The organism is Bacillus cereus, assembly GCF_002561295.1.
Taxonomy (GTDB): Bacteria; Bacillota; Bacilli; order Bacillales; family Bacillaceae_G; genus Bacillus_A; species Bacillus_A cereus_S.
This window is the reverse complement of the sequence record NZ_NTUG01000005.1, coordinates 390,946-412,678: the sequence shown is the minus strand read 5'-3', so window position 1 is coordinate 412,678 and position 21,733 is coordinate 390,946. Positions and strand designations below refer to the sequence as shown.

The following is a 21,733-nucleotide window of genomic DNA, read 5'->3' as shown; positions in this document are numbered from 1 at the left end:
AATGGCAAAAGAATATGATTTAGTCATCGTCGGCGGCGGTACTGGTGGATATGTTGCTGCTATTCGCGCATCACAATTAGGGCTAAAAACAGCGCTTGTTGAAAAAGATAATCTTGGCGGTACTTGCCTGCACAAAGGGTGTATTCCTAGTAAAGCATTGCTACGTAGTGCAGAAGTATATGCAACTGCGAAAAAGAGTGAAGAGTTTGGCGTTGTAACGAGCAATGTAGAATTAAACTTTGCAAAAGTACAAGAGCGTAAAGAAAAGATTGTAACGCAGCTTCACAAGGGCGTTCAACATTTAATGAAGCAAGGTAAAATTGATGTGTTTGAAGGTATCGGCCGGATTCTTGGACCATCTATCTTCTCTCCAATGCCAGGAACAATTTCAGTCGAATTGGCAAGCGGTGAAGAGAATGAAATGTTGATTCCGAAAAATGTACTTGTTGCAACAGGTTCTCGTCCAAATTCATTACCAGGATTAGAGTTAGACGGAGAGTACGTAATGTCTTCAGATCATGCTCTGAAAATGGAAACGCTTCCTAGCTCAATTATTATCGTTGGTGGCGGTGTAATTGGTATTGAGTGGGCATCTATGCTTGCTGACTTCGGTGTAGAAGTTACAGTGCTAGAGTATGCGAAAACTATATTACCACTAGAAGATCAGGACGTTTCAAAAGAAATGCAACGTCTATTCAAGAAAAAAGGTATTAAAGTGGTAACTGGTGCAAAAGTATTACCAGAAACATTGGTAAAAGATAATGGAGTAACAATTCAAGCTGAACATAACGGTGAGAATAAAGAATTTAAAGCAGAAAAAATGCTTGTATCTGTAGGAAGACAAGCCAATACGCAAAATATCGGTTTAGAGAATACGGATATCATTGTGGAAAAAGGATACATTCAAACAAATGAATTTTATCAAACGAAAGAATCGCATATTTACGCAATTGGTGATGTAATTGGTGGCTTGCAACTTGCTCATGTTGCTTCTCATGAAGGAATTGTTGCAGTAGAACATATTGCAGGGAAAGAAGTTACACCAATTGATTACTCTATGGTATCAAAATGCGTATATAGCAGTCCAGAAGTTGCTTCTGTTGGTTTAACAGAACAAGAAGCGAAAGAAAAAGGCTATAAGTTAAAAGTAGGTAAGTTCTCATTCCGTGCCATTGGAAAAGCACTTGTATACGGAGAATCAGATGGATTTGTAAAACTTGTAGTTGATGAAGAAACAAATGACATTCTTGGTGTTCATATGATTGGACCACATGTGACAGATATGATTTCTGAAGCGGGTCTTGCAAGAGTACTTGATGCAACACCTTGGGAAGTAGCACATACAATTCATCCGCATCCATCATTATCTGAGGCGATTGGTGAAGCAGCACTTGCTGTAGATGGAAGAGCGTTACACGCATAAAAATGTGGATTTAGGAGGTTATGAAAAATGGCAGAAGTAAAAGAAAAGCGCCATGAAGAGCTTGGCTTAAGTGATGAGCAAGTATTAGAAATGTACCGTACGATGTTACTTGCGCGAAAAATAGACGAACGTATGTGGTTATTAAACCGTGCAGGTAAAATTCCATTCGTAATTTCTTGTCAAGGACAAGAGGCTGCACAAGTTGGAGCGGCGTTCGCTCTGGATAGAGAGAAAGATTATGCATTACCATACTACCGAGATATGGGTGTTGTACTAGCGTTTGGTATGACAGCTAAAGAACTTATGTTGTCTGCTTTCGCGAAAGCTGGAGATCCAAACTCTGGTGGTCGTCAAATGCCTGGTCACTTCGGTCAAAAGAAAAATCGTATTGTGACAGGGTCATCTCCAGTAACAACACAAGTACCACATGCAGTTGGTATTGCACTAGCTGGAAAAATGGAGAAGAAAGATTTAGTAACGTTCGTTACATTTGGAGAAGGTTCTTCAAACCAAGGTGACTTCCATGAAGGTGCAAACTTTGCTGGTGTACACAAACTACCTGTTATTTTCATGTGTGAAAATAACAAATATGCAATCTCTATTCCAGTTGAAAAACAATTAGCATGTAAAAACGTATCAGATCGTGCAATTGGTTACGGTATGCCTGGATATACAATAGACGGAAACGATCCGCTTGCAGTATATAAAGCTGTAAAAGAAGCGGCAGACCGCGGTCGTCGTGGTGAAGGGCCAACTTTAATTGAAACAGTATCATATCGTTTAACAGCACATTCTAGTGATGACGATGATCGTGTTTATCGTGATAAAGAAGAAGTAGAAGAAGCGAAGAAAAAAGATTCAATTATAACATTTGCAGCTTATTTAAAAGAAGTTGGCGTGTTAACTGAGGAATTTGAAAAACAAATGTTAGACGAAATTATGCATATCGTAAACGAAGCAACAGAATATGCAGAAAATGCTCCGTATGCAGCACCTGAAGATGCATTGAAGCACGTATACGCAGAATAGGGGGGAACGTTTCATGGCTGTAATGTCTTATATTGATGCTATTACATTAGCAATGCGCGAAGAAATGGAACGCGATGAGAAAGTATTCGTTTTAGGAGAAGATGTTGGTAAAAAAGGTGGCGTATTTAAAGCGACACACGGTTTGTACGATCAATTCGGTGAAGATCGTGCGCTTGATGCACCGCTTGCAGAATCTGCAATTGCTGGGGTAGCAATTGGTGCGGCAATGTATGGTATGCGCCCAATCGCTGAAATGCAGTTTGCTGATTTCATCATGCCAGCAGTAAACCAAATTGTTTCTGAGGCAGCAAAAATTCGTTATCGTTCTAACAACGATTGGACTTGTCCAGTTACAATTCGTGCGCCATTTGGTGGCGGTGTTCACGGTGCATTGTATCATTCGCAATCTGTAGAAGCGATGTTTGCAAACCAACCAGGTTTAAAAATTGTTATCCCTTCTACACCATATGATGCAAAAGGCTTATTAAAAGCAGCAATCCGTGATGAAGATCCAGTATTATTCTTTGAGCATAAACGTGCATATCGCTTAATTAAAGGTGAAGTGCCAGAAGATGACTACGTATTACCAATTGGAAAAGCAGATGTAAAACGTGAAGGTGATGATATTACTGTTATCACGTACGGATTATGTGTTCACTTTGCTCTTCAAGCAGCTGAGAAGTTAGCGCAAGATGGTATCTCTGCACACATTCTTGATTTACGTACTGTATATCCATTAGATAAAGAAGCAATCATTGAAGCTGCTTCAAAAACTGGTAAAGTTCTTCTTGTAACAGAAGACAATAAAGAAGGAAGCATTATGAGTGAAGTGGCAGCAATTATTGCTGAAAACTGTCTGTTTGATTTAGATGCACCAATTGCACGTCTTGCAGGTCCAGACGTTCCAGCAATGCCATACGCACCAACAATGGAAAAATTCTTTATGGTAAATCCAGATAAAGTTGAAAAAGCAATGCGTGAACTTGCGGAATTTTAATCGGGGGGACTATACATGGCTGTAGAAAATATTACAATGCCTCAGCTCGGGGAGAGCGTTACAGAGGGTACAATTAGTAAATGGCTCGTTAATGTTGGCGATCACGTAAATAAATATGATCCGCTTGCAGAAGTAATGACTGATAAAGTAAATGCCGAAGTACCATCGTCTTTCACTGGTATTGTGAAAGAGTTAATCGCTGGTGAAGGTGATACGTTAGCTGTAGGTGAGGTTGTTTGTGTCATTCAAGTAGAAGGCGCAGATGAAGTAGCCGCGACAACTGTAGAAGAGAAAACAAAAGAGGAACCAAAAGTAGAAACTGCTTCAGCTGAAAAAGCACCAAAAGTGAAGCAACCAACTGATGGTAAACCACGTTTCTCACCAGCAGTATTAAAACTTGCAGGTGAACATAATATTGATTTAGATGCAGTAGAAGGTACGGGGACAAATGGCCGTATTACACGTAAAGATATCCTGAAACTTGTGGAATCTGGACATATCCCGCAAGTAGGTGCGAAAAAAGAGGAAGCGGTTGTATCTGTACCGACTCCACAAGAAGCACCAAAATCAGCACCTGCACCATCAGCGCCAAAAGCAGAAGCGGCAAAACCAGTATCTGTACCGACTGTACCTGGAGATATCGAAATTCCAGTGACTGGTGTGCGTAAAGCAATCGCTGCAAATATGTTGCGTAGTAAACATGAAGCACCACATGCATGGATGATGATTGAAGTAGATGTAACAAACCTTGTATCATATCGTAATTCAATTAAGGGTGAGTTCAAAAAACGTGAAGGCTTCAACTTAACGTTCTTTGCATTCTTCGTAAAAGCAGTTGCACAAGCATTAAAAGAATACCCACAAATTAACTCCATGTGGGCTGGCGATAAAATCGTTCAGAAAAAAGATATTAACCTTTCTATCGCTGTTGCAACAGAAAGTGAACTATTCGTACCAGTTATTAAACAAGCGGATGAGAAAACAATTAAGGGAATCGCTCGTGAAATTACAGAACTTGCAGGGAAAGTACGCACAAAATCATTAAAAGCGGACGAAATGCAGGGCGGTACATTCACAATTAATAACACGGGATCGTTTGGTTCAGTTCAATCGATGGGTATTATTAACCATCCACAAGCAGCTATTTTACAAGTAGAATCTATTGTAAAACGTCCAGTGATTATGGATAACGGTATGTTTGGTGCACGCGATATGGTTAACTTATGTTTATCATTAGACCATCGTGTATTGGATGGCTTAATTTGTGGTAAATTCTTAGGACGTGTCAAAGAAATTCTTGAAAATGTATCAGCGGATAATACATCTGTATATTAATAAAAAAGCTCGCAAACGCGAGCTTTTTTTATATTCTCTAAAAGAACAGTCTTCTATTTCCTTCAATGAAATATTTTCCAGCAATCTGACAATGGACTACAATGTATTATGAATTTATAAAAATACATTGCTGCTATATTGTATATGGATATACAATAAGAAAAGAATGCTTTTTTGGCAAATCTTACTGATGAAACTGCATTATAATGTATTGTATTGTTTGAAAAATAAAGTTATTCTATATAAGTATTTTATCGATTAATGTGCAATCAGTCGTCAAAACATAAAGAATGTTGACTCCTGGTTTTTTATCTTACGGTAACAATGTTTCAGGAGGATGTCATGAAGAGAAGTACCGAGTTTCTAAAGAGTTTAGATGTTAAGTTAATATTGATTTTATGTATATTATGTGTCACGAGTATAGTCGCCATATATAGTAGTCAGCAAACAGGACAATATGGAGATTCAAATTTTGCAATGAAGCAGGGGATTAACTATGTAATTGGTATTATGTTATTATTACTTGTTGCAAGCATTGATTTAGATCAATTGCAAAAATTAGCGTGGCCCTTTTATATTGTTGGATTTGCTTCCATTATAATACTTAAAATCTCGCCATTTAAAGCGTTAACGCCTGAAATTTTAGGGGCAAAAAGATGGTTTAGGGTTCCGGTTCTTGGGGCAATTCAACCGTCAGAGTTCTTTAAAATTGCGCTCCTAATTTTAATTGCCAGTTTAGCAGTGAAGCATAATGCAAAATATATGGCACGAACCTTCCAAACAGATTTAATATTGGTAGGTAAAGTGAGTTTAGTATCCATTCCACCCGCTCTGCTTGTATATAGTCAGCCTGATACGGGGATGGTTTTCTTATACGCTGCAGGCATTGCATGTATTTTATTTATGTCAGGTATTCAAAAAAAATTAATTGCATTATGTACAGTCATTCCTGTGGCTGTATTATCTACGCTAATCTTTATATATGTAAAATATCCAGGCATATTTTTTAACAAGTTAGTTACGCTGTTAAAGCCCCATCAACAATCACGTATTTTAGGGTGGTTAGATCCATTTGAACATGCGGATCAAGGGTATCAAACGCAACAATCTATTTTAGCAGTAGGTAGTGGGGGAATGGACGGAAAAGGATTTGGATATGGAAACGTCTATATCCCGGAAAAACATACGGATTTCATTTTTGCTACCATTGCTGAAGAAGGTGGATTTTTAATCGCTGCTTTTGTTGTATTTATGTTCCTTCTCCTTCTATATCGCACAATTATAATAGGTTATTCAGCAGATAATTTATTTGGAACGTTATTATGCGCGGGAGTAATTGGTGTGTTAACCGTACAAATTTTCCAAAATGTTGGGATGATTGTTGGATTAATGCCTGTAAAAGGAATCGCTCTTCCGTTTTTATCATATGGAGGAAGTTCGTTGTTCTCGAATATGATGATGATGGGACTCGTTTTATCAGTGCGGAAAACTTATAAAAAGTATATGTTTTCAGTTAGTTGATTTTTATATAAAAGCTGATTCGTTTGCATACGAATCAGCTTTTTGTATAGATGCTCGTAATCATCACAAACTAAGATGAGAAAGTTTGTGATGATTAAGGAGTGCAAATTCATGCATATGCATATTTTTGATGGGGCACCCCATCTTTCTAATATAGAATGGATCATTCGGGCCATCATAGCTTATATTTTCTTAATTCTTGTTGCCAAAGCTATGGGGCAACGTTCTATTGCACAACTTCGCTTTTTAGATGTTGTGTTAGTACTATTGTTAGGTGGAAATCTTTCCAATGCGCTATCTGATGAAAAAGTGGGTTTGCTCGGATCGATGATTACGACATTTATGCTCGTTGTTTTTCATATTGTAAGCTCAATTTTAATGTTAAAATGGGATCGCTGGAGACGTTTTTTAGAACCAGCGCCGATTATTCTTATACATAACGGTTCAATAGAATTTAGTAATTTGAAAAAAGCAAGAATTACAGTAGAGTATTTATTTTCTGAACTGCGTTTGCAAAATATTAGCGATATTGAGACGATCAAATTAGCATTGTGGGAAGCAAGTGGGGTTATTTCAGTCTTTCAATATCCAGAATACGAAACGGTGTCACGGCTTGATATGAAAGTAGGAGGTAAAAAATCGCCAATTTCATTTATTCTTGTGAAGAATGGGAACATCCAGAAAGATGTACTCGCTTTATTAGGAAAAACGGAAACATGGGCAAAGGAAGAGTTATCAAAGAAAATATTAATTGAATCGGTACAATTAGCAACGATAGATGAAAATGAGAAAATTAATATATTATTAATAAATGAATAATATGAGCATTTTACCATTTCTTGCATATGATACAATGGTGTGGACAACGAAATACAAAAAGAAGGGTTTGTTTCGATGGGATATGTAGAAGAATTACGGAAAGTAGTTGGTCATCGCCCTTTAATTTTAGTTGGTGCTGTTGTTCTCGTATTGAATGAAGATGGACATGTTTTGTTGCAACAACGAACAGAACCGTATGGGAAATGGGGTTTACCTGGCGGCCTAATGGAACTTGGGGAATCACCAGAAGAAACAGCGTGCAGGGAAGTGTATGAAGAGACAGGAATCTATGTAAAACATTTAAAGCTCATTAACGTGTTTTCTGGAGCAAATTACTTTATAAAATTAGCCAATGGTGATGAGTTTCAATCTGTAACAACCGCTTATTACACAAATGAGTATGAGGGGTTATTATCTGTGAATAAAGAAGAGGCAGTCCAGCTTAAATTCTTTCCGATAACAGAGTTACCTGATTATATTGTAGGATCACATAAAAAAATGATTGCAGAATATGCAGAAATGATAAAATTCAAATAAATGTATTGTATACTGGTAGTAGAAATGCAAAAACACAGCTCCGGTTGGTAGTCCGGACACATAGTAATATGTCAGTAACCTTCCCCTCCGGGATGTCCAGTATTTCTAATTTTTTTCAGGAGGGGCTGTCGCATGGAATTGACAGTATATCATGATGGACAATACTTTGTAGGAATTATTACACAAGATGAAAAAGGAAAGTTGTACGGAGCACGATATATTTTTGGGGCTGAACCATCAGACGAAGAAATAATTTCGTTTGTAAATGAGGAGATGTTATCTTATTTCCAAGCCTTTGCTCGGTGCGGAGTCGAGGTTAGAGAGAAGAGGCGTCCGAAAAATATAAAGCGTATTATAAGACAGGCAGCGAAGGAAATAAGCTCTTCTCGCCTTACGAAAGCACAAGAAGCAATTCAATTGTCATATGAATTGCGTAAACAAGAAAAACAAGTGCTTGCAAAGGAACAACGTGAAGCAGAAAAGCAAAGAAAGCGTCTTATAAAAGTGCAAAAAGCAAAGCAAAAGCATCGTGGTCATTAAGAAAAAATCTTAGAGCTCTTGCTCTAAGATTTTTTAGATGTAGAAATAATACAAGTAAGTTTATTTGTACTTCTGAAACAGTAACTGGTAAGATACAAATAGATAGATTTAGAGGAGGGAAACCATTGATTAACTTTAACTTTTTTATGAATGATGTTGTCCGTCAAGCGCGTGAGGAGATTGTTTCCGCAGGATATACAGAATTAACAACAATAGAAGCGGTCGATGAAGCGTTCAAACAAGAAGGTACAACACTTGTAATGGTAAACTCAGTATGTGGTTGTGCAGGTGGAATTGCTCGTCCTGCTGCTGCACACTCTGTACATTATGATAAGCGTCCAGATCACCTTGTTACAGTATTTGCAGGACAAGATAAAGAGGCGACAGCTCGTGCACGTGAATATTTTGAAGGATATCCACCATCTTCTCCATCTTTCGCATTACTAAAAGACGGAAAGATTGTAACGATGGTTGAACGCCACGAAATTGAAGGGCACGATCCAATGCAAGTCATTGCAAAATTACAATCTTATTTTGAAGAGAATTGTGAAGAACTATAATAAAGCGATAAAAACGGTATGTACACGCAAAAGTGTACATACCGTTTTTTTGTTTTGGTACTATTTCACTTTGTATGATAAAGAGATATGTATGGAATGCTTATTTTATACGTTTTTTATACATTAAAAAAGGCTTATTCTACTTGTTTTTGTGATTTTTTATTTTATTTTTATTTTAATTGTTGCATAAAAATAAAATCACTGCTACAATACAAACATCGAATAAAAAATCTATAAAATTTATAAATATACATTATTAGGGGGAGGAAACATGAAGAAATTATTATCAATTTCATTTGCACTTATTTTAATTGTAAGTATGTTTAGTGCTTGTAGTAAGGGAGAAACAAAGGAATCGAATACGAAGAAAGATAAGAAAGTACTCGTTATGGGGACTTCAGCAGACTATAAACCTTATGAATATGTGGAAGCTTCAAAGAGTGATGAAATTATCGGATTTGATGTTGATATTGCAAAGTATATTGGGAAAGAACTTGGTTATGAAATAAAAATAAAAGATATGGATTTTGGCGGATTGTTAGCATCTCTTAATTCGGGAAAAGTTGATTTTGTTATGGCAGGTATGACGCCAACTCCAGAGCGTAAGAAGAATGCGGATTTTACAGATATATATTTTGTTGCTAAAAATATGATCGTTTCTAAAAAGGATTCTGGCATCCAATCATTACAAGATTTAAAAGATAAAAAAGTAGGAGTACAAACAGGTTCTATTCAAGAGGAAAAAGCAGAGGACTTCCAAAAACAAGTGAAATTCGAGGCGCAAGGTCGTGATCGTATCCCAGAAATCGTACAAGAAATTCAAGCTGGACGTTTTGATGCTGCTATTTTAGAAGATACAGTTGCTAAAAATTATTTAGAAAAAATGAAAGGCTTACAAGGAATTGAAATTCCAGAAGCACCAGAAGAGGTTGGCTCAGCAATTGCTCTTCCGAAAAACAGTGATAAAACAGCGGAGTTTAATAAAGTAATTAAGAAAATGCAAGAGAATGGTGAAATGGATAAATTAGTGAAGAAATGGTTCGGCAGCGAAAAATAAGCTGCCTTTCTATTTTCTGTGAGAGGAATGACAAAAGATGAACTTAGACTTTTCGGCAATTACGCCGTCGATACCATATATATTAAAAGGGCTAGAAGTAACGCTTCAAATTGTCGCAGTATCTGCTTTGTTTGGATTTATTTTAGGAACATTATTAGCACTTTGCAAAATTGCTAGAATAAAAGTATTAAATATTGCCGCTGATTTATATACATCGATATTTCGTGGGACACCGCTCGTCTTGCAATTAATGATTATTTATTTCGGTGTTCCGCAAATGATTGGATATGATATACCTGCGTTTTTAGCAGCAGTACTTGCATTTAGTTTAAATTCGGGCGCATATATGTCAGAGATCATTCGTGCAGGTATTCAAGCTGTTGATAAAGGACAGACAGAAGCTGCGATGGCACTAGGTGTTCCATATGGCAAGATGATGAAAAATATTATTTTACCACAAGCATTAAAAAATATATTACCAGCGCTTGTGAATGAATTTGCAACACTTACGAAAGAATCGGCTGTAGTAACAGTAATTGGTGCGACTGATTTAATGCGCCGTGCCTATATTGTGGGTGGTGAGACATTTAAATATCTCGAACCGCTATTATTCGTTGGACTTGTTTATTATATTCTAGTAATTATTCTTACATTTGTTGGGAAAGCAATTGAAGGGAGAATGAAGAAAAGTGATTAAAGTTGAAAACCTTCATAAATCATTTGGACAAAATGAAGTATTAAAAGGCATTACAACAACAATTGAAAAAGGCGAAATTGTTGCAATTGTTGGACCGTCTGGATCGGGAAAATCAACATTTTTACGTTGTATGAACGTATTAGAGACACCTACAGGTGGTAACATCTGGATTGGAAATGACGAAGTAACCAATCCGAAAACGAATATTATGAATGTTCGCGAGAATGTTGGGATGGTGTTTCAACATTTTCACTTATTCCCTCATATGACTGTATTAGAAAATATTACGTACGCACCAGTAAATGTAAAAGGGGTAGCAAAACAAGAAGCGGAGAAAAAGGCGAAGGCACTCCTTGAAAAAGTAGGATTGCTCGATAAAAAGGATGCGTATCCAAATCGTCTTTCAGGCGGACAAAAACAGCGTGTCGCGATTGCTAGAGCCTTGGCAATGGAACCAGAAGTTATGCTTTTTGATGAACCCACATCGGCGCTGGATCCTGAAATGGTAAAAGAAGTATTAGAAGTAATGAAATCTTTAGTGACGACAGGAATGACGATGGCAATTGTGACACACGAGATGGGTTTTGCAAGAGAAGTAGCGGATCGTGTGCTCTTTTTAGATGGTGGAAAGCTTGTTGAAGATACAAGCCCAGAACAGTTTTTTACAGAACCAAAAAGCAAACGGGCACAAGAGTTTTTACAAAAAATATTGTAATATGTAAAGGTTACGTGAATAATAGGGAGAAAAGGATGACAGTTTGTCATCCTTTTTTTATACTTATCGTAACTACGTTATACATATATAAATACAGATTAAAAAAACGATGTAAAACCTTTCTTTTTTAGATGGGAGAGGGCGTCCGTCTTTGCGTAGAAGTGGTCAGTGCCTTTTTTTATCTCCATGCCATGTGAAAACAAAGGGAGAAAATGAGTGGAGATTTCTTTTTGTTTTCATAGCTGTGACTTATACGCTGGAAAATCAAAATGAATATATATAGGAGCAGTGATATGTTTAGAATTGGATATCGTACGGTGAAAACAGCAGTTGGAACAGGTGCGGCAGTTTTTATTGCGCAGCTATTTGGCTTAGAATTTTATAGTTCTGCTGGAATTCTTGTTATTTTGTGTGTGCAAAATACGAAGCGAAAATCGCTTCAAGCATCTTTGCACAGGTTTTTAGCTTGCTTATTATCCATGGTTTTCTCGTTTTGTATTTTTGAAACAATCGGTTATACACCACTTGCTATTAGTTTATTACTTCTTACTTTTATTCCAACCGCTGTTATGTTTAAAATTCAAGAAGGAATTGTTACAAGTTCGGTAATTGTCATGCATTTGTACTCATTAAAACAGATTACGTGGTCAGCGATTGAAAATGAAATTGCAATTTTAACAATTGGAATTAGTGTGGCTTTATTGGTAAATATGTATATGCCAAGTGCAGAAAAGAAGTTAAAAGGCTATCAAGAAAAAGTAGAATGGAATTTTAAAACGATTTTATTTGAGATGGCTGTATATTTACGAAACCGAGATAGTACATGGTCTGGAAAAGAATTGATCGAAACAGAGGCTATTTTGAAGGAAGCAAAAGAGTTATCTTTCAAAAAACTTGAAAATCAATTTATGCGAGAAGACGATTATTATTATCGATATTTTGATATGCGTATGCAACAATTTGAAATTTTAGAGCGGATTATGCCTCTTGCTGCTTCATTATCGTGGTCATATGAGCAGTCAGATATGATTGCGGAAGTGATTGAAAATGTGGGGAATTCGATTCGTCCTGAAAGTACGGGACTTATTTCACTTAGACAACTGCAAGAAATGCGAGAGATTTTTAGAGAAATGCCACTTCCTGAGACACGCGAAGAATTTGAAATGCGTGCGAAGCTCGTGCAACTTGTTTATGAAATGGAGCAATATTTACTCATTAAAAGTCGTTTTAAAGGGAAGGATAATGTGAAAGAACTTATATAAATCCAAATAAAAACAAGATTAAAACATTTTTTTAGGTGGGCGAGAGGATCCGGCCACGCATAGAAGCAATCAGTGCTTTTTTAGCCCGATGTTATGTGAAAATAAAAAGAGGAAATAAGTGGAGAACTGTTTTTGTTTTCATAGCTACAGCTACTATGTTGAAAAATCAAAATGGATTTATATAGAGAAGGAAGGAATGGAGTATGTCGTATTTTCTGTCCTTGCTATTATGCTTTTCTCTTTCACCAATTTGGCCTCTTGGAGATAACCCAAGGGCTGGAGATCCATTTATTATTGTAAATAAACAAACGAACAAACTTGCTTACATTGATGATGGGAAAATCCAAAAAATTTTCCCTGTTGCTACAGGGAAAACAAACGAATTAACGCCAGAGGGGACATTCGATGTTGTAATGAAAGCAAAAGATCCGTATTATATTGCGAAGAATATTCCTGGTGGATCGCCTAAAAATCCGCTTGGATCTAGATGGATTGGGTTCAACGCGCGAGGGACTGATGGGAGTAAATATGGCATCCATGGCACAAATCAGCCAAGCTCAATTGGAAAATATATTTCACAAGGGTGTATCCGGATGAAAAAGCACGATGTGGAATATTTATTTGACCGCATTCCGATTGGAACAAAGGTGTTGATTGTGAAATCAAAAAAAACGTTTCAGCAACTTGCAAAAGAAAAAGGGGCTATTGTTTATGAAAAGGTCAACCATACTGAACTACGCCCTCAATTGTTAGAGCATGTCTAGCAATTGGGAACCACTTCACATAAGTTGGTTTTTTCTTTCTATATCGAGTGGTCTTGACATGTATACATAACCATGCGTTAATGAGAATATACAAAGATAATAAGAAAAGGGGTTGCTTATATGTATTTGAATCCAAGGCTTTCTTATATGCAATTTTGTATTGGTTTTCTCTTCGTTTTTACCTTCATATTGGCAACTTTTAGTTTATGTTCTTTTCTTATATCTATTTTATTCATGGCACTTCTGAATGTAACTTTTGCTATAGGAGCATTTCAGCAAAAACATTATACAAGTTTTGTTATGGCTCTTGTGATGGCTTTTTCATTTAGTATTGTAGCGATCATATTAATTATAAAATAATACATAATGTTCATTAAGATAATTGGAATAGGGCAGGCTGTTTATTTTCGATCCGAGAGAATAAACAGCCTGTTTATATATGTAGGCAATAAAAAAGGACGAGCGTGTCGTCCTTTTTACCAAAACATACTTGCTCCAGCAAGCAATGTTGTTACAAGCATGGAAATTAGCATAGCGTAGATCATAAACTTTTGTGCTTTTTTATTCATATTGGGCCTCCTTGCGATCATTACAACTTTATTGTAACGAGAAAAGAAAGTATGGACAAGGGGAGAGTGAGGACAAAATTCGAGAAGTGTATATAAAATGTAACAGGAAAATTCAAAATACATCGAGAATATAACAAGATGGACACAAGTTTTTTCTGTGCCATTTTTAAAGTTTTGCAAGCTGAAGAATGGAGATACGATGATGAAAATATATGAAACAGATCGTTTGCAATTAAGAGAAATTGACGAGTCGTATGCAGAGCAAGTTCTTCGATATTACGATAAAAATCGTGAGTTTTTAAAGGTGTGGGAAGAATATCGACCAGATGATTTTTTTACAATAGACTACCAAAAGAAACGATTGCACAAAGATAGAAAAGAATTTAAAGATGGGAAAACGATTCGATTATGGATTTTTAAGAAGGGCGATAAGACGAATATTATAGGGTGTATTTCTTTCAATTTAATTGTAAGAGGTATTTATCAATCTTGCGTTCTTGGCTACAAGTTAGATAAAGATGAATTGAACAAAGGGTATACGACGGAAGCACTTAGAAAAGCAATTGATGCAGCTTTTCAAGAATTTCATTTGCACCGCATCGAAGCCCCAATTATGCCGCGTAATTTAGCATCTATTCAAGTTGTAACGAAGATAGGTTTTCAATATGAAGGTGTGTCTCGAAAAATGTTAATGGTGAATGGTATTTGGGAGGATCATATGCGCTGGGTCCTTTTAAATGAGTAGAAGAAAGCAGATGGTTATCTAGATGTGTGAACCATCTGTTTTTTTATCTTGTCTTTCGAAACTTTTGCGAAATTCTGTTATAATTAACGATGTTACATACATAATGCAATGCAGGAGGCGCATTCTCATGATTAATCAAGAACGTTTAGTAAATGAATTTATGGAACTTGTTCAAGTAGATTCTGAAACAAAGTATGAAGCAGAAATTTGCAAAGTGTTAACGGAGAAATTTACTGCTTTAGGTGTTGAAGTATTTGAAGATGACACGATGGGTGTAACTGGACATGGTGCGGGTAACTTAATTTGCACTTTGCCAGCGACAAAAGAAGGAGTAGATACAATTTACTTCACTTCTCATATGGATACAGTAGTTCCTGGTAAAGGAATCAAGCCTTCCATTAAAGATGGTTATATCGTATCAGATGGTACTACAATTTTAGGATCAGATGATAAAGCTGGGTTAGCATCTATGTTTGAAGCAATCCGCGTTTTAAAAGAAAAGAATATTCCTCATGGAAAAATCGAATTTATTATTACAGTTGGTGAAGAATCAGGTCTTGTTGGTGCGAAAGCATTAGATCGTGAACGTATTACAGCAAAATATGGCTATGCATTAGATAGCGATGGAAAAGTGGGCGAAATTGTAGTTGCAGCGCCAACGCAAGCAAAAGTAAATGCGATTATTCGCGGGAAAACAGCTCATGCTGGTGTAGCACCTGAAAAAGGTGTATCTGCAATTACAATCGCAGCAAAAGCGATTGCAAAAATGCCACTTGGTCGTATTGATTCTGAAACAACTGCAAATATCGGTCGTTTCGAAGGTGGTACACAAACAAACATCGTTTGTGACCATGTGCAAATTTTTGCAGAAGCTCGCTCTTTAGTAGATGAAAAAATGCAAGAGCAAGTTGCAAAAATGAAAGAAGCATTTGAAACAACTGCAAAAGAAATGGGCGGCCAAGCAGATGTTGAAGTAAAAGTTATGTACCCAGGATTTAAATTTGCTGAGGGCGATCATGTTGTAGAGGTTGCAAAACGTGCTGCTGAAAAGATTGGTCGTACACCTTCTCTTCATCAAAGTGGTGGTGGAAGTGACGCAAATGTAATTGCAGGGCATGGTATTCCAACAGTAAACTTAGCAGTTGGTTATGAAGACATTCATACAACAAACGAGAAAATTCCTGTTGAAGAATTAGCAAAAACAGCTGAATTAGTTGTAGCAATTATTGAAGAGGTAGCGAAATAATTGTAAGCATCTGAAAAAATAGCGTGCAAACCATCATTGGTTTACACGCTATTTTTATTTAGATTCGATTGCTTTTACAAGGCGAATGAGCCAATATAGAAAAATCCATGGGAGCACATAAGTTGTTGCAACATGTATGACATGAGGGAGAAGTCCAGCAGAATTAATATTAAAGATGGGAAGTAATAGATAATTAATAGCAATGATTAATATAATCACTAGAAATGTTTGATTAAGTTTACTATGGTTTTTCATATTACCCTCCCATTTTACATAATTATCCATTATTAATTTCAGTATATCAAAAATATGATTTTTGTAGTGGGAAAGTTCCACCGTTCTCATTAATTTGATATAATAAAAGGAACGAATGTTCTTTTTTGAGGTGAGTAATATGAGAGAAATGTATCCGAAAAATGGTCGAGTCATTTTGCACGTTGATATGAACTGCTTTTTTGCATCAGTGGAAATCGCGCATGATTCATCGTTAGAAGGTAAGCCATTAGCAATTGCGGGAAATGAAAAAGAACGAAAAGGGATCGTTATAACATGTAGTTATGAGGCGCGGAAGTACGGAATACGAACAACAATGCCTCTTTGGGAAGCGAAGCGGTTATGTCCAAAGTTAGTCGTGAAACATCCGAATTTCACATTATATCGTGAAGCGTCATTTCAAATGTTTCAAATTCTTTCACGTTTTACTGAAAAGATACAGCCCGTTTCTATAGATGAAGGGTATTTAGACATAACAGATTGTTACGGATTAGGCTCACCCCTTGAGATTGCTAAGATGATTCAACAAGCGTTACTCACAGAATTACATTTACCATGTAGCATTGGTATAGCTCCGAATCTTTTTCTTGCGAAGACGGCATCAGATATGAAAAAGCCGCTTGGTATTACAGTATTTCGGAAACGGGATATTGGGGAGTTACTTTGGCCACGTCCTGTTGAAGCGATGCATGGAATTGGTGAGAGAACAGCAGAAAAGCTAAAAGAAATCCATATACATACCATTGAACAATTGGCAAAGGGAGAAGAGCATGTGATTCGTGCGAAAATAGGAAAGCATGGCGTTGATTTACAAAAACGGGCAAGAGGTATGGATGATAGAGAAGTTGATCCAAATCAAATGGGACAGCATAAAAGTGTTGGGAATTCGACCACCTTTTCAAAGGATATAGATGAAGAGAAGGAATTACTTGATATGTTAGAGCGCTTATCGAAATCAGTTAGTAAAAGGTTACAAAAACGTACGCTTGTCAGTTATAACATCCAAATTACAATTAAATACTATGATCGGCGTACGATAACAAGGAGTAAACAATTAAAAAATGCAATTTGGGAAGAACACGATATCTTTCAAGCTGCTTCACGTTTATGGAAACAACATTGGGATGGAGATCAGATTCGGCTACTTGGTGTTACAGCTACTGAAATAGAGTGGAAGACCGAATCCATGAAGCAACTGGATTTATTTTCATTTGAAGAAGATGCGAAAGAAGAGCCGCTATTAGCTGTCATTGATCAAATTAATGATAAATATGGGACTTCTATGTTACAAAGAGGAAGTCAGCTATTTCGAAAACAGGAACAATCATTTCAGCAGAAATTAGAAAATAAATTTATGTAAAAAGTGTCATGATCATTCAGTATCATGACACTTTTTATGTGTAGTCAGTTTTTGAATCTAGTCGTTAGACTAGATTCAAAAAACATTCGACTTACTACTTTTTAATTAAGGATGCTTGCTGTGTTATCGGGAGTTAGGAAATACTCTTCGAACAGTTTCGGTAAATTCTTCAAATAATCCTGTTACTGGTTTGCCAGCGTTAATTTTGTCTGCATAATCTCTCATGCGATCTACAAAATCAGGATTTGAGGATACAAACACATGACGAATATCTGGATCGGTAGCCCTAACTTGATCCGCAACTTTCTCTTCTAATTGCTTTGTGATTTCGCCTTTTACGTTTTCACGTAACACAACTGCCACATAGGCATTTCTATTTGTGACGATTACATTTGCTTTGTCGATTTCATCCAGTTTAACGATTCGATCTGCTGCTTTATCTGCTATGCGTAGTTGCGTTTCATTGTTCGTGACATCGTTTGTATCATTTCTTACCCTTTGAAGATCAGTATTGTTCCCTTCATATTTAACATTTTGTACGCCATTGTTTTCGCGATTGTCTAGCGCTTTTTCCTTTTGTTTTCCTGCGCATCCAAATAATGAAATCATCGCTAAAAAAATGATTGAAAAAATCTTTAATTTTTTCAATGATATCCCTCCTTTTTAATACTATGTTTTTAAAATGACCAGTTGGCTATTTATTATGCATAATGAAAGGAGATGATATGGTGTATATTGATAAACATAAAAAAGCACCAATCTTCGGTGCTTTTACACGTTTATAGATTATGAAATAGTAGGATTTTCATAAATCACAATCTCTGAATTGTTTGCTGTTGAAATACGTTGTGCATAATATGTGATAGAAGAAGAAATATATTTTGGTAACGTTTGATTTGTGTGCAATGTTGCATACTCATGGATTAATTCTTTTAAAGTCGTCCACTGTAATTGCGCTGGGTGATCAGAAACGAAAGAACTTACCCAGCGATCAAATGAAGATGAAAAGTCAGTTTGTAAACGAAATACTTCTTTCATAGTTAAAAGCTCCCTTTTTATATAATACAATTATTTTACTACAAAACACGAACGAATGTTAAGATTTTTATTTGTAATGTTCGTGATATATAGTTGTCTAGATGATTAGTTTAGGAAATTTGATTTGCCATTTGAAATCACATTCCGTAAGATGAAAGATAGAGTATATAAAGAGCTGGAGGAAACAAAGTGGAATTTGTATTTTTAGGAACTGGTGCAGGCGTTCCTTCAAAAGGAAGAAATGTCTCGTCAATCGCTTTACAATTACTAGAGGAACGCGGTGAAACGTGGTTATTTGACTGTGGTGAAGCAACACAGCATCAAATTTTACATACATCTGTGCGCCCGCGTCGCATTGAAAAAATTTTTATTACGCACTTACATGGCGACCATATTTTTGGATTGCCTGGTTTATTAGGAAGCCGATCTTTTCAAGGGGGAACAACTCCTTTAACAGTGTACGGGCCAAAAGGAATTAAGCAGTTTATTGAAGTGGCATTATCAGTGAGTACAACACATGTGAAGTACCCACTTGAAATTGTTGAAATTACTGAGGAAGGCATTGTTTTTGAGGACAATCAATTTTCGGTGGAAACGAAGCGACTATCACATGGAATTGAATGTTTTGGATATAGGATCGTAGAGAAAGATATACAAGGACAACTGCTTGTTGAGAAGCTGCTAGAAGAAGGCGTGAAGCCAGGTCCAATCTTTAAACGTTTAAAAGATGGGGAAACAGTGGAGTTAGAAGATGGAAGAGTCTTATGCGGAAATGATTTTATCGGTCCGCCTCAAAAAGGGAGAATTATTACAATCTTAGGAGACACGCGTTATTGTGAAGCGAGTAATCAGCTAGCGCAAGATGCAGATGTACTTGTACACGAAGCAACATTTGCAGCAGAAGATGAAAGACAAGCGCATGATTATTTTCATTCTACAACAGAGCAAGCAGCTCGTATCGCTGTGCAAGCAAATGTGAAACGGTTAATCTTAACGCACATTAGTTCGCGATATCAAGGAGATATGTATAAGGAATTATTAAAAGAGGCACAAGCCTTGTTCGCAAACACAGAAATTGCAATGGACTTAAAACATTTTCCAGTAGAACGGTAACATTTTACAAACAATGGCAAACTTACGTTGCCATTGTTTGATTTGGAATGAAAAAATTTTTTCTATTAAAATAGATAGGCCTGTTATTATTTGATAGTTACCTGAGATGATACAGAAACTGTATAGATTTTGAATATGTAGGAGACAAACATAAAGTGTTAAGTGTTTTAAGAAACTGTTATATAAGTGAATTTGTATATTATTAATACAAGAAGGATGGAAAGTCATAAATTCAAAATTTTTAAAATTCAATAAAAGTAAGCGTTTCATAAAAAACAAGCTATAATGAGGGCACATTATCATTCATCGTCAGTTACAACATGTGTTTAGCCATTTTTCGTAACGAAACGAAATTGACTAAAAGAGAGAGGGCACCATGGAGATTATTAAGGGAACGATATTGTTATTATTTGTATTAAGTCTTTTTTCGCTTTTTAGTTTCAAAGCACCAAATGGTATGAAAGCAATGGGCGCTTTAGCGAGTGCAGCAGTTGCAAGCTTCTTAGTTGAAGCATTTCAGCTATATGTTGGTGGAGATTTAATTGGCATACCATTTTTAAAAGAAGTTGGAGAATCTGCAGGTAGTCTTGGTGGGGTAGCTGGTGCAACACTTGTTGCGTTAGCAATGGGGGTATCACCTGTTTATGCTATGCTTGTAGGGGCTTCTGTGTTAGAATTTGGATTGCTACCAGGATTTATTGCTGGTTATCTTATATCATTTTTAGTAAAACAAATTGAAAAACGTGTACCAGAAGGATTAGATTTAATCGTTTGTATTATAGTTGCGGCACCGTTAACAAGGTTGATTGCAAAAGGGATGGATCCAGTTGTTACTGCGACGTTGAAGCAAATTGGAGGAGTTATTACATCATCGACTGATGCAAATCCGATTGTGATGGGGATTATACTAGGTGGGATTATTACCGTTGTTGCGACTGCACCGCTTAGTTCAATGGCGTTAACAGCACTTCTTGGTTTAACAGGACTACCAATGGCTATTGGGGCATTAGCTGTTACAAGTTCATCCTTTATGAACTATGTATTCTTTAAACGAATGAAGTTTGGTGATAAACGTACGACAATTGCAGTTGCAATTGAGCCGCTTACACAAGCAGATTTAATTTCAGCAAATCCAATTCCAGTGTATGTAACAAACTTTATTGGTGGTGCGGTTGCCGGAATTATTATTTCAATGTTTGATCTTATAAATAATGCAACAGGTACAGCAACACCAATTGCGGGACTGATGGTCATGTATGGCTTTAATGATCCGATGAAAGTAACGCTATGTTTCTTATGTATTATGGTATCTGGTATTATTTCAGGATATATTGGCTCACTTCTATTCAAAAACTATCCAATACGTACAGCAGCGCAAATTCGTGGTACGGAAGGAAAAGCAACAGAATTGGCAGCTTAATAGAATAGTAGTAAGCAAGTTTTCATAAAAGATTTAGGGGGGAATCACGATGAAATATCGCTCAGTATTTGATATTATCGGTCCAGTTATGATTGGGCCGTCTAGTTCGCATACCGCAGGTGCAGCAAGAATGGGGCAAGTTGCGCGTCAACTGTTCCGTCATGAGCCAGAAAGGGTTACTATTTCGTTATATGGCTCATTTGCAAAAACATATCGCGGCCATGGTACGGATGTAGCGTTGGTTGGTGGAATACTAGGGTTTGAAACAGATGATACACGAATACCAAGTGCACTAGAAATTGCAAAAGAGCGTGGGATTGAAGTGGACTTTATTGAAGAAGAGGCGAATGCACCGCATCCAAATACAGCGAGAATTCGTTTGTATAAAGGAGAAGAAGAGATTGAAGTCGTTGCTTGTTCAATTGGTGGCGGCAAGATTGAAGTCGTGGAATTAAATGGATTTGATTTACAGTTATCAGGAACAAGTCCAGCGCTTCTTATTGTAAATAACGATCGCTTTGGGGCAATTGCCTCTGTAGCTTCTATACTTGCTAAGCATGAAATTAATATTAGTACGATGAGTGTTTCACGTAAAGAAAAGGGAAGAAAAGCACTTATGGTCATTGAAACAGATCAATTATTAGCAAATGAAGTGATTGAAGAGATTAAAGGGCAGTCAAATATTTGTCAAGTAACTATTATGGATTAATTGC

At 36.6% G+C, this 21,733-nt stretch carries 25 protein-coding genes; 21 read left to right on the top strand and 4 right to left on the bottom strand.

Annotated features, from left to right (window positions below; genetic code table 11):
• Position 1 precedes the first annotated feature (1 nt).
• From lpdA to CN373_RS05555, 15 genes are all read left to right on the top strand, one after another.
• A complete protein-coding gene (gene lpdA / locus CN373_RS05630) occupies positions 2–1,423 on the top strand; it encodes a dihydrolipoyl dehydrogenase (RefSeq protein WP_001051282.1) in 1,422 nt (473 codons plus the stop codon).
• A gap of 27 nt (positions 1,424–1,450) precedes the next feature.
• Positions 1,451–2,452, top strand: a complete 1,002-nt coding sequence (gene bfmBAA / locus CN373_RS05625) for a 3-methyl-2-oxobutanoate dehydrogenase subunit alpha (RefSeq protein WP_000852558.1) — start codon at positions 1,451–1,453, stop codon at positions 2,450–2,452.
• A gap of 13 nt (positions 2,453–2,465) precedes the next feature.
• Complete coding sequence (bfmBAB, locus tag CN373_RS05620) at positions 2,466–3,449, top strand: 3-methyl-2-oxobutanoate dehydrogenase subunit beta (protein ID WP_000290071.1); 984 nt, start codon at positions 2,466–2,468, stop codon at positions 3,447–3,449.
• 15 nt (positions 3,450–3,464) lie between these two features.
• On the top strand, positions 3,465–4,784 hold the full coding sequence (locus CN373_RS05615; RefSeq protein WP_098358926.1) for a dihydrolipoamide acetyltransferase family protein: 1,320 nt from the start codon (positions 3,465–3,467) through the stop codon (positions 4,782–4,784).
• A 342-nt stretch (positions 4,785–5,126) separates the two neighbouring features.
• Entirely contained in the window at positions 5,127–6,305 is a 1,179-nt protein-coding gene (locus tag CN373_RS05610; RefSeq protein WP_000831189.1) for an FtsW/RodA/SpoVE family cell cycle protein, read from the top strand.
• A 111-nt stretch (positions 6,306–6,416) separates the two neighbouring features.
• Entirely contained in the window at positions 6,417–7,124 is a 708-nt protein-coding gene (locus CN373_RS05605; RefSeq protein ID WP_000550948.1) for a DUF421 domain-containing protein, read from the top strand.
• A gap of 75 nt (positions 7,125–7,199) precedes the next feature.
• Positions 7,200–7,661: an NUDIX hydrolase gene (locus tag CN373_RS05600; protein WP_000542558.1), complete on the top strand. Its 462-nt coding sequence runs from the start codon at positions 7,200–7,202 to the stop codon at positions 7,659–7,661.
• Positions 7,662–7,793: 132 nt separating this feature from the next.
• A complete protein-coding gene (locus CN373_RS05595) occupies positions 7,794–8,201 on the top strand; it encodes a YjdF family protein (protein WP_098358925.1) in 408 nt (135 codons plus the stop codon).
• 146 nt (positions 8,202–8,347) lie between these two features.
• Positions 8,348–8,761 carry a BrxA/BrxB family bacilliredoxin gene (locus CN373_RS05590; protein ID WP_002057657.1) on the top strand — a complete coding sequence of 138 codons (414 nt, stop codon included), beginning with the start codon at positions 8,348–8,350 and terminating at the stop codon, positions 8,759–8,761.
• A 271-nt stretch (positions 8,762–9,032) separates the two neighbouring features.
• Positions 9,033–9,818 (top strand): transporter substrate-binding domain-containing protein, encoded by a 786-nt coding sequence (locus CN373_RS05580; RefSeq protein WP_098358924.1) that lies wholly within the window; start codon positions 9,033–9,035, stop codon positions 9,816–9,818.
• A 37-nt stretch (positions 9,819–9,855) separates the two neighbouring features.
• Complete coding sequence (locus tag CN373_RS05575) at positions 9,856–10,515, top strand: amino acid ABC transporter permease (RefSeq protein ID WP_001046926.1); 660 nt, start codon at positions 9,856–9,858, stop codon at positions 10,513–10,515.
• Entirely contained in the window at positions 10,508–11,230 is a 723-nt protein-coding gene (locus CN373_RS05570) for an amino acid ABC transporter ATP-binding protein (RefSeq protein WP_098358923.1), read from the top strand. The genes CN373_RS05575 and CN373_RS05570 overlap by 8 nt, the downstream gene beginning before the upstream one ends.
• Positions 11,231–11,523: 293 nt before the next feature.
• Complete coding sequence (locus CN373_RS05565; RefSeq protein WP_098358922.1) at positions 11,524–12,492, top strand: aromatic acid exporter family protein; 969 nt, start codon at positions 11,524–11,526, stop codon at positions 12,490–12,492.
• Positions 12,493–12,695: 203 nt separating this feature from the next.
• Positions 12,696–13,256, top strand: coding sequence for a L,D-transpeptidase (locus tag CN373_RS05560; RefSeq protein WP_000120068.1), 561 nt, complete (start codon positions 12,696–12,698; stop codon positions 13,254–13,256).
• Between the two features lie 120 nt (positions 13,257–13,376).
• Positions 13,377–13,616 (top strand): DUF3894 domain-containing protein, encoded by a 240-nt coding sequence (locus tag CN373_RS05555; protein WP_000281172.1) that lies wholly within the window; start codon positions 13,377–13,379, stop codon positions 13,614–13,616.
• Positions 13,617–13,732: 116 nt separating this feature from the next.
• Here the strand turns inward: CN373_RS05555 and prli42 are convergent, their stop codons facing one another.
• Positions 13,733–13,825: a stressosome-associated protein Prli42 gene (gene prli42 / locus CN373_RS25480; RefSeq protein ID WP_001034149.1), complete on the bottom strand. Its 93-nt coding sequence runs from the start codon at positions 13,823–13,825 to the stop codon at positions 13,733–13,735.
• A 199-nt stretch (positions 13,826–14,024) separates the two neighbouring features.
• Between prli42 and CN373_RS05545 the strand changes: the two genes are divergently transcribed.
• Positions 14,025–14,570, top strand: a complete 546-nt coding sequence (locus tag CN373_RS05545; protein WP_033664238.1) for a GNAT family N-acetyltransferase — start codon at positions 14,025–14,027, stop codon at positions 14,568–14,570.
• 127 nt (positions 14,571–14,697) lie between these two features.
• Entirely contained in the window at positions 14,698–15,816 is a 1,119-nt protein-coding gene (locus CN373_RS05540; RefSeq protein WP_000609825.1) for a tripeptidase T, read from the top strand.
• A gap of 54 nt (positions 15,817–15,870) precedes the next feature.
• Here CN373_RS05540 and CN373_RS05535 read toward each other — a convergent pair whose 3' ends face one another.
• Positions 15,871–16,071, bottom strand: a complete 201-nt coding sequence (locus tag CN373_RS05535; RefSeq protein WP_098358921.1) for a hypothetical protein — start codon at positions 16,069–16,071, stop codon at positions 15,871–15,873.
• Between the two features lie 139 nt (positions 16,072–16,210).
• Between CN373_RS05535 and CN373_RS05530 the strand changes: the two genes are divergently transcribed.
• Positions 16,211–17,449 carry a DNA polymerase IV gene (locus CN373_RS05530; RefSeq protein ID WP_098358920.1) on the top strand — a complete coding sequence of 413 codons (1,239 nt, stop codon included), beginning with the start codon at positions 16,211–16,213 and terminating at the stop codon, positions 17,447–17,449.
• Between the two features lie 123 nt (positions 17,450–17,572).
• On the opposite strand, the gene CN373_RS05525 is transcribed toward CN373_RS05530, so the two are convergent.
• Together CN373_RS05525 and CN373_RS05520 are read right to left on the bottom strand one after the other, a co-directional pair.
• A complete protein-coding gene (locus tag CN373_RS05525) occupies positions 17,573–18,097 on the bottom strand; it encodes a YhcN/YlaJ family sporulation lipoprotein (protein WP_098358919.1) in 525 nt (174 codons plus the stop codon).
• Positions 18,098–18,235: 138 nt separating this feature from the next.
• Positions 18,236–18,487 (bottom strand): DUF3932 family protein, encoded by a 252-nt coding sequence (locus tag CN373_RS05520; protein WP_000665713.1) that lies wholly within the window; start codon positions 18,485–18,487, stop codon positions 18,236–18,238.
• A 189-nt stretch (positions 18,488–18,676) separates the two neighbouring features.
• On the opposite strand from CN373_RS05520, the gene rnz reads away from it, so the two are divergent.
• The 3 genes from rnz to sdaAB all read left to right on the top strand — a co-directional run bounded on the left by rnz (position 18,677) and on the right by sdaAB (position 21,729).
• Entirely contained in the window at positions 18,677–19,600 is a 924-nt protein-coding gene (gene rnz / locus CN373_RS05515) for a ribonuclease Z (protein WP_000397463.1), read from the top strand.
• Between the two features lie 376 nt (positions 19,601–19,976).
• Positions 19,977–21,020 carry a PTS sugar transporter subunit IIC gene (locus CN373_RS05510; RefSeq protein ID WP_000402616.1) on the top strand — a complete coding sequence of 348 codons (1,044 nt, stop codon included), beginning with the start codon at positions 19,977–19,979 and terminating at the stop codon, positions 21,018–21,020.
• Between the two features lie 49 nt (positions 21,021–21,069).
• Complete coding sequence (sdaAB, locus tag CN373_RS05505; protein ID WP_000877458.1) at positions 21,070–21,729, top strand: L-serine ammonia-lyase, iron-sulfur-dependent subunit beta; 660 nt, start codon at positions 21,070–21,072, stop codon at positions 21,727–21,729.
• Positions 21,730–21,733 lie beyond the last annotated feature (4 nt).

Excerpts from the sequence above, each read along its gene's own strand:
- CN373_RS05560 (WP_000120068.1), top strand. The coding sequence starts at position 12,696 with ATGTCGTATTTTCTGTCCTTGCTATTATGCTTTTCTCTTTCACCAATT.
- CN373_RS05510 (WP_000402616.1), top strand. The coding sequence starts at position 19,977 with ATGGAGATTATTAAGGGAACGATATTGTTATTATTTGTATTAAGTCTT.
- CN373_RS05605 (WP_000550948.1), top strand. The coding sequence starts at position 6,417 with ATGCATATGCATATTTTTGATGGGGCACCCCATCTTTCTAATATAGAA.
- CN373_RS05575 (WP_001046926.1), top strand. The coding sequence starts at position 9,856 with ATGAACTTAGACTTTTCGGCAATTACGCCGTCGATACCATATATATTA.
- CN373_RS05520 (WP_000665713.1), bottom strand. The coding sequence starts at position 18,487 with ATGAAAGAAGTATTTCGTTTACAAACTGACTTTTCATCTTCATTTGAT.
- prli42 (WP_001034149.1), bottom strand. The coding sequence starts at position 13,825 with ATGAATAAAAAAGCACAAAAGTTTATGATCTACGCTATGCTAATTTCC.
- bfmBAA (WP_000852558.1), top strand. The coding sequence starts at position 1,451 with ATGGCAGAAGTAAAAGAAAAGCGCCATGAAGAGCTTGGCTTAAGTGAT.
- CN373_RS05610 (WP_000831189.1), top strand. The coding sequence starts at position 5,127 with ATGAAGAGAAGTACCGAGTTTCTAAAGAGTTTAGATGTTAAGTTAATA.
- CN373_RS05545 (WP_033664238.1), top strand. The coding sequence starts at position 14,025 with ATGATGAAAATATATGAAACAGATCGTTTGCAATTAAGAGAAATTGAC.
- bfmBAB (WP_000290071.1), top strand. The coding sequence starts at position 2,466 with ATGGCTGTAATGTCTTATATTGATGCTATTACATTAGCAATGCGCGAA.
- sdaAB (WP_000877458.1), top strand. The coding sequence starts at position 21,070 with ATGAAATATCGCTCAGTATTTGATATTATCGGTCCAGTTATGATTGGG.
- CN373_RS05565 (WP_098358922.1), top strand. The coding sequence starts at position 11,524 with ATGTTTAGAATTGGATATCGTACGGTGAAAACAGCAGTTGGAACAGGT.
- CN373_RS05555 (WP_000281172.1), top strand. The coding sequence starts at position 13,377 with ATGTATTTGAATCCAAGGCTTTCTTATATGCAATTTTGTATTGGTTTT.
- CN373_RS05595 (WP_098358925.1), top strand. The coding sequence starts at position 7,794 with ATGGAATTGACAGTATATCATGATGGACAATACTTTGTAGGAATTATT.
- CN373_RS05530 (WP_098358920.1), top strand. The coding sequence starts at position 16,211 with ATGAGAGAAATGTATCCGAAAAATGGTCGAGTCATTTTGCACGTTGAT.
- CN373_RS05615 (WP_098358926.1), top strand. The coding sequence starts at position 3,465 with ATGGCTGTAGAAAATATTACAATGCCTCAGCTCGGGGAGAGCGTTACA.
- lpdA (WP_001051282.1), top strand. The coding sequence starts at position 2 with ATGGCAAAAGAATATGATTTAGTCATCGTCGGCGGCGGTACTGGTGGA.
- CN373_RS05540 (WP_000609825.1), top strand. The coding sequence starts at position 14,698 with ATGATTAATCAAGAACGTTTAGTAAATGAATTTATGGAACTTGTTCAA.
- CN373_RS05590 (WP_002057657.1), top strand. The coding sequence starts at position 8,348 with ATGAATGATGTTGTCCGTCAAGCGCGTGAGGAGATTGTTTCCGCAGGA.
- CN373_RS05600 (WP_000542558.1), top strand. The coding sequence starts at position 7,200 with ATGGGATATGTAGAAGAATTACGGAAAGTAGTTGGTCATCGCCCTTTA.
- CN373_RS05535 (WP_098358921.1), bottom strand. The coding sequence starts at position 16,071 with ATGAAAAACCATAGTAAACTTAATCAAACATTTCTAGTGATTATATTA.
- CN373_RS05580 (WP_098358924.1), top strand. The coding sequence starts at position 9,033 with ATGAAGAAATTATTATCAATTTCATTTGCACTTATTTTAATTGTAAGT.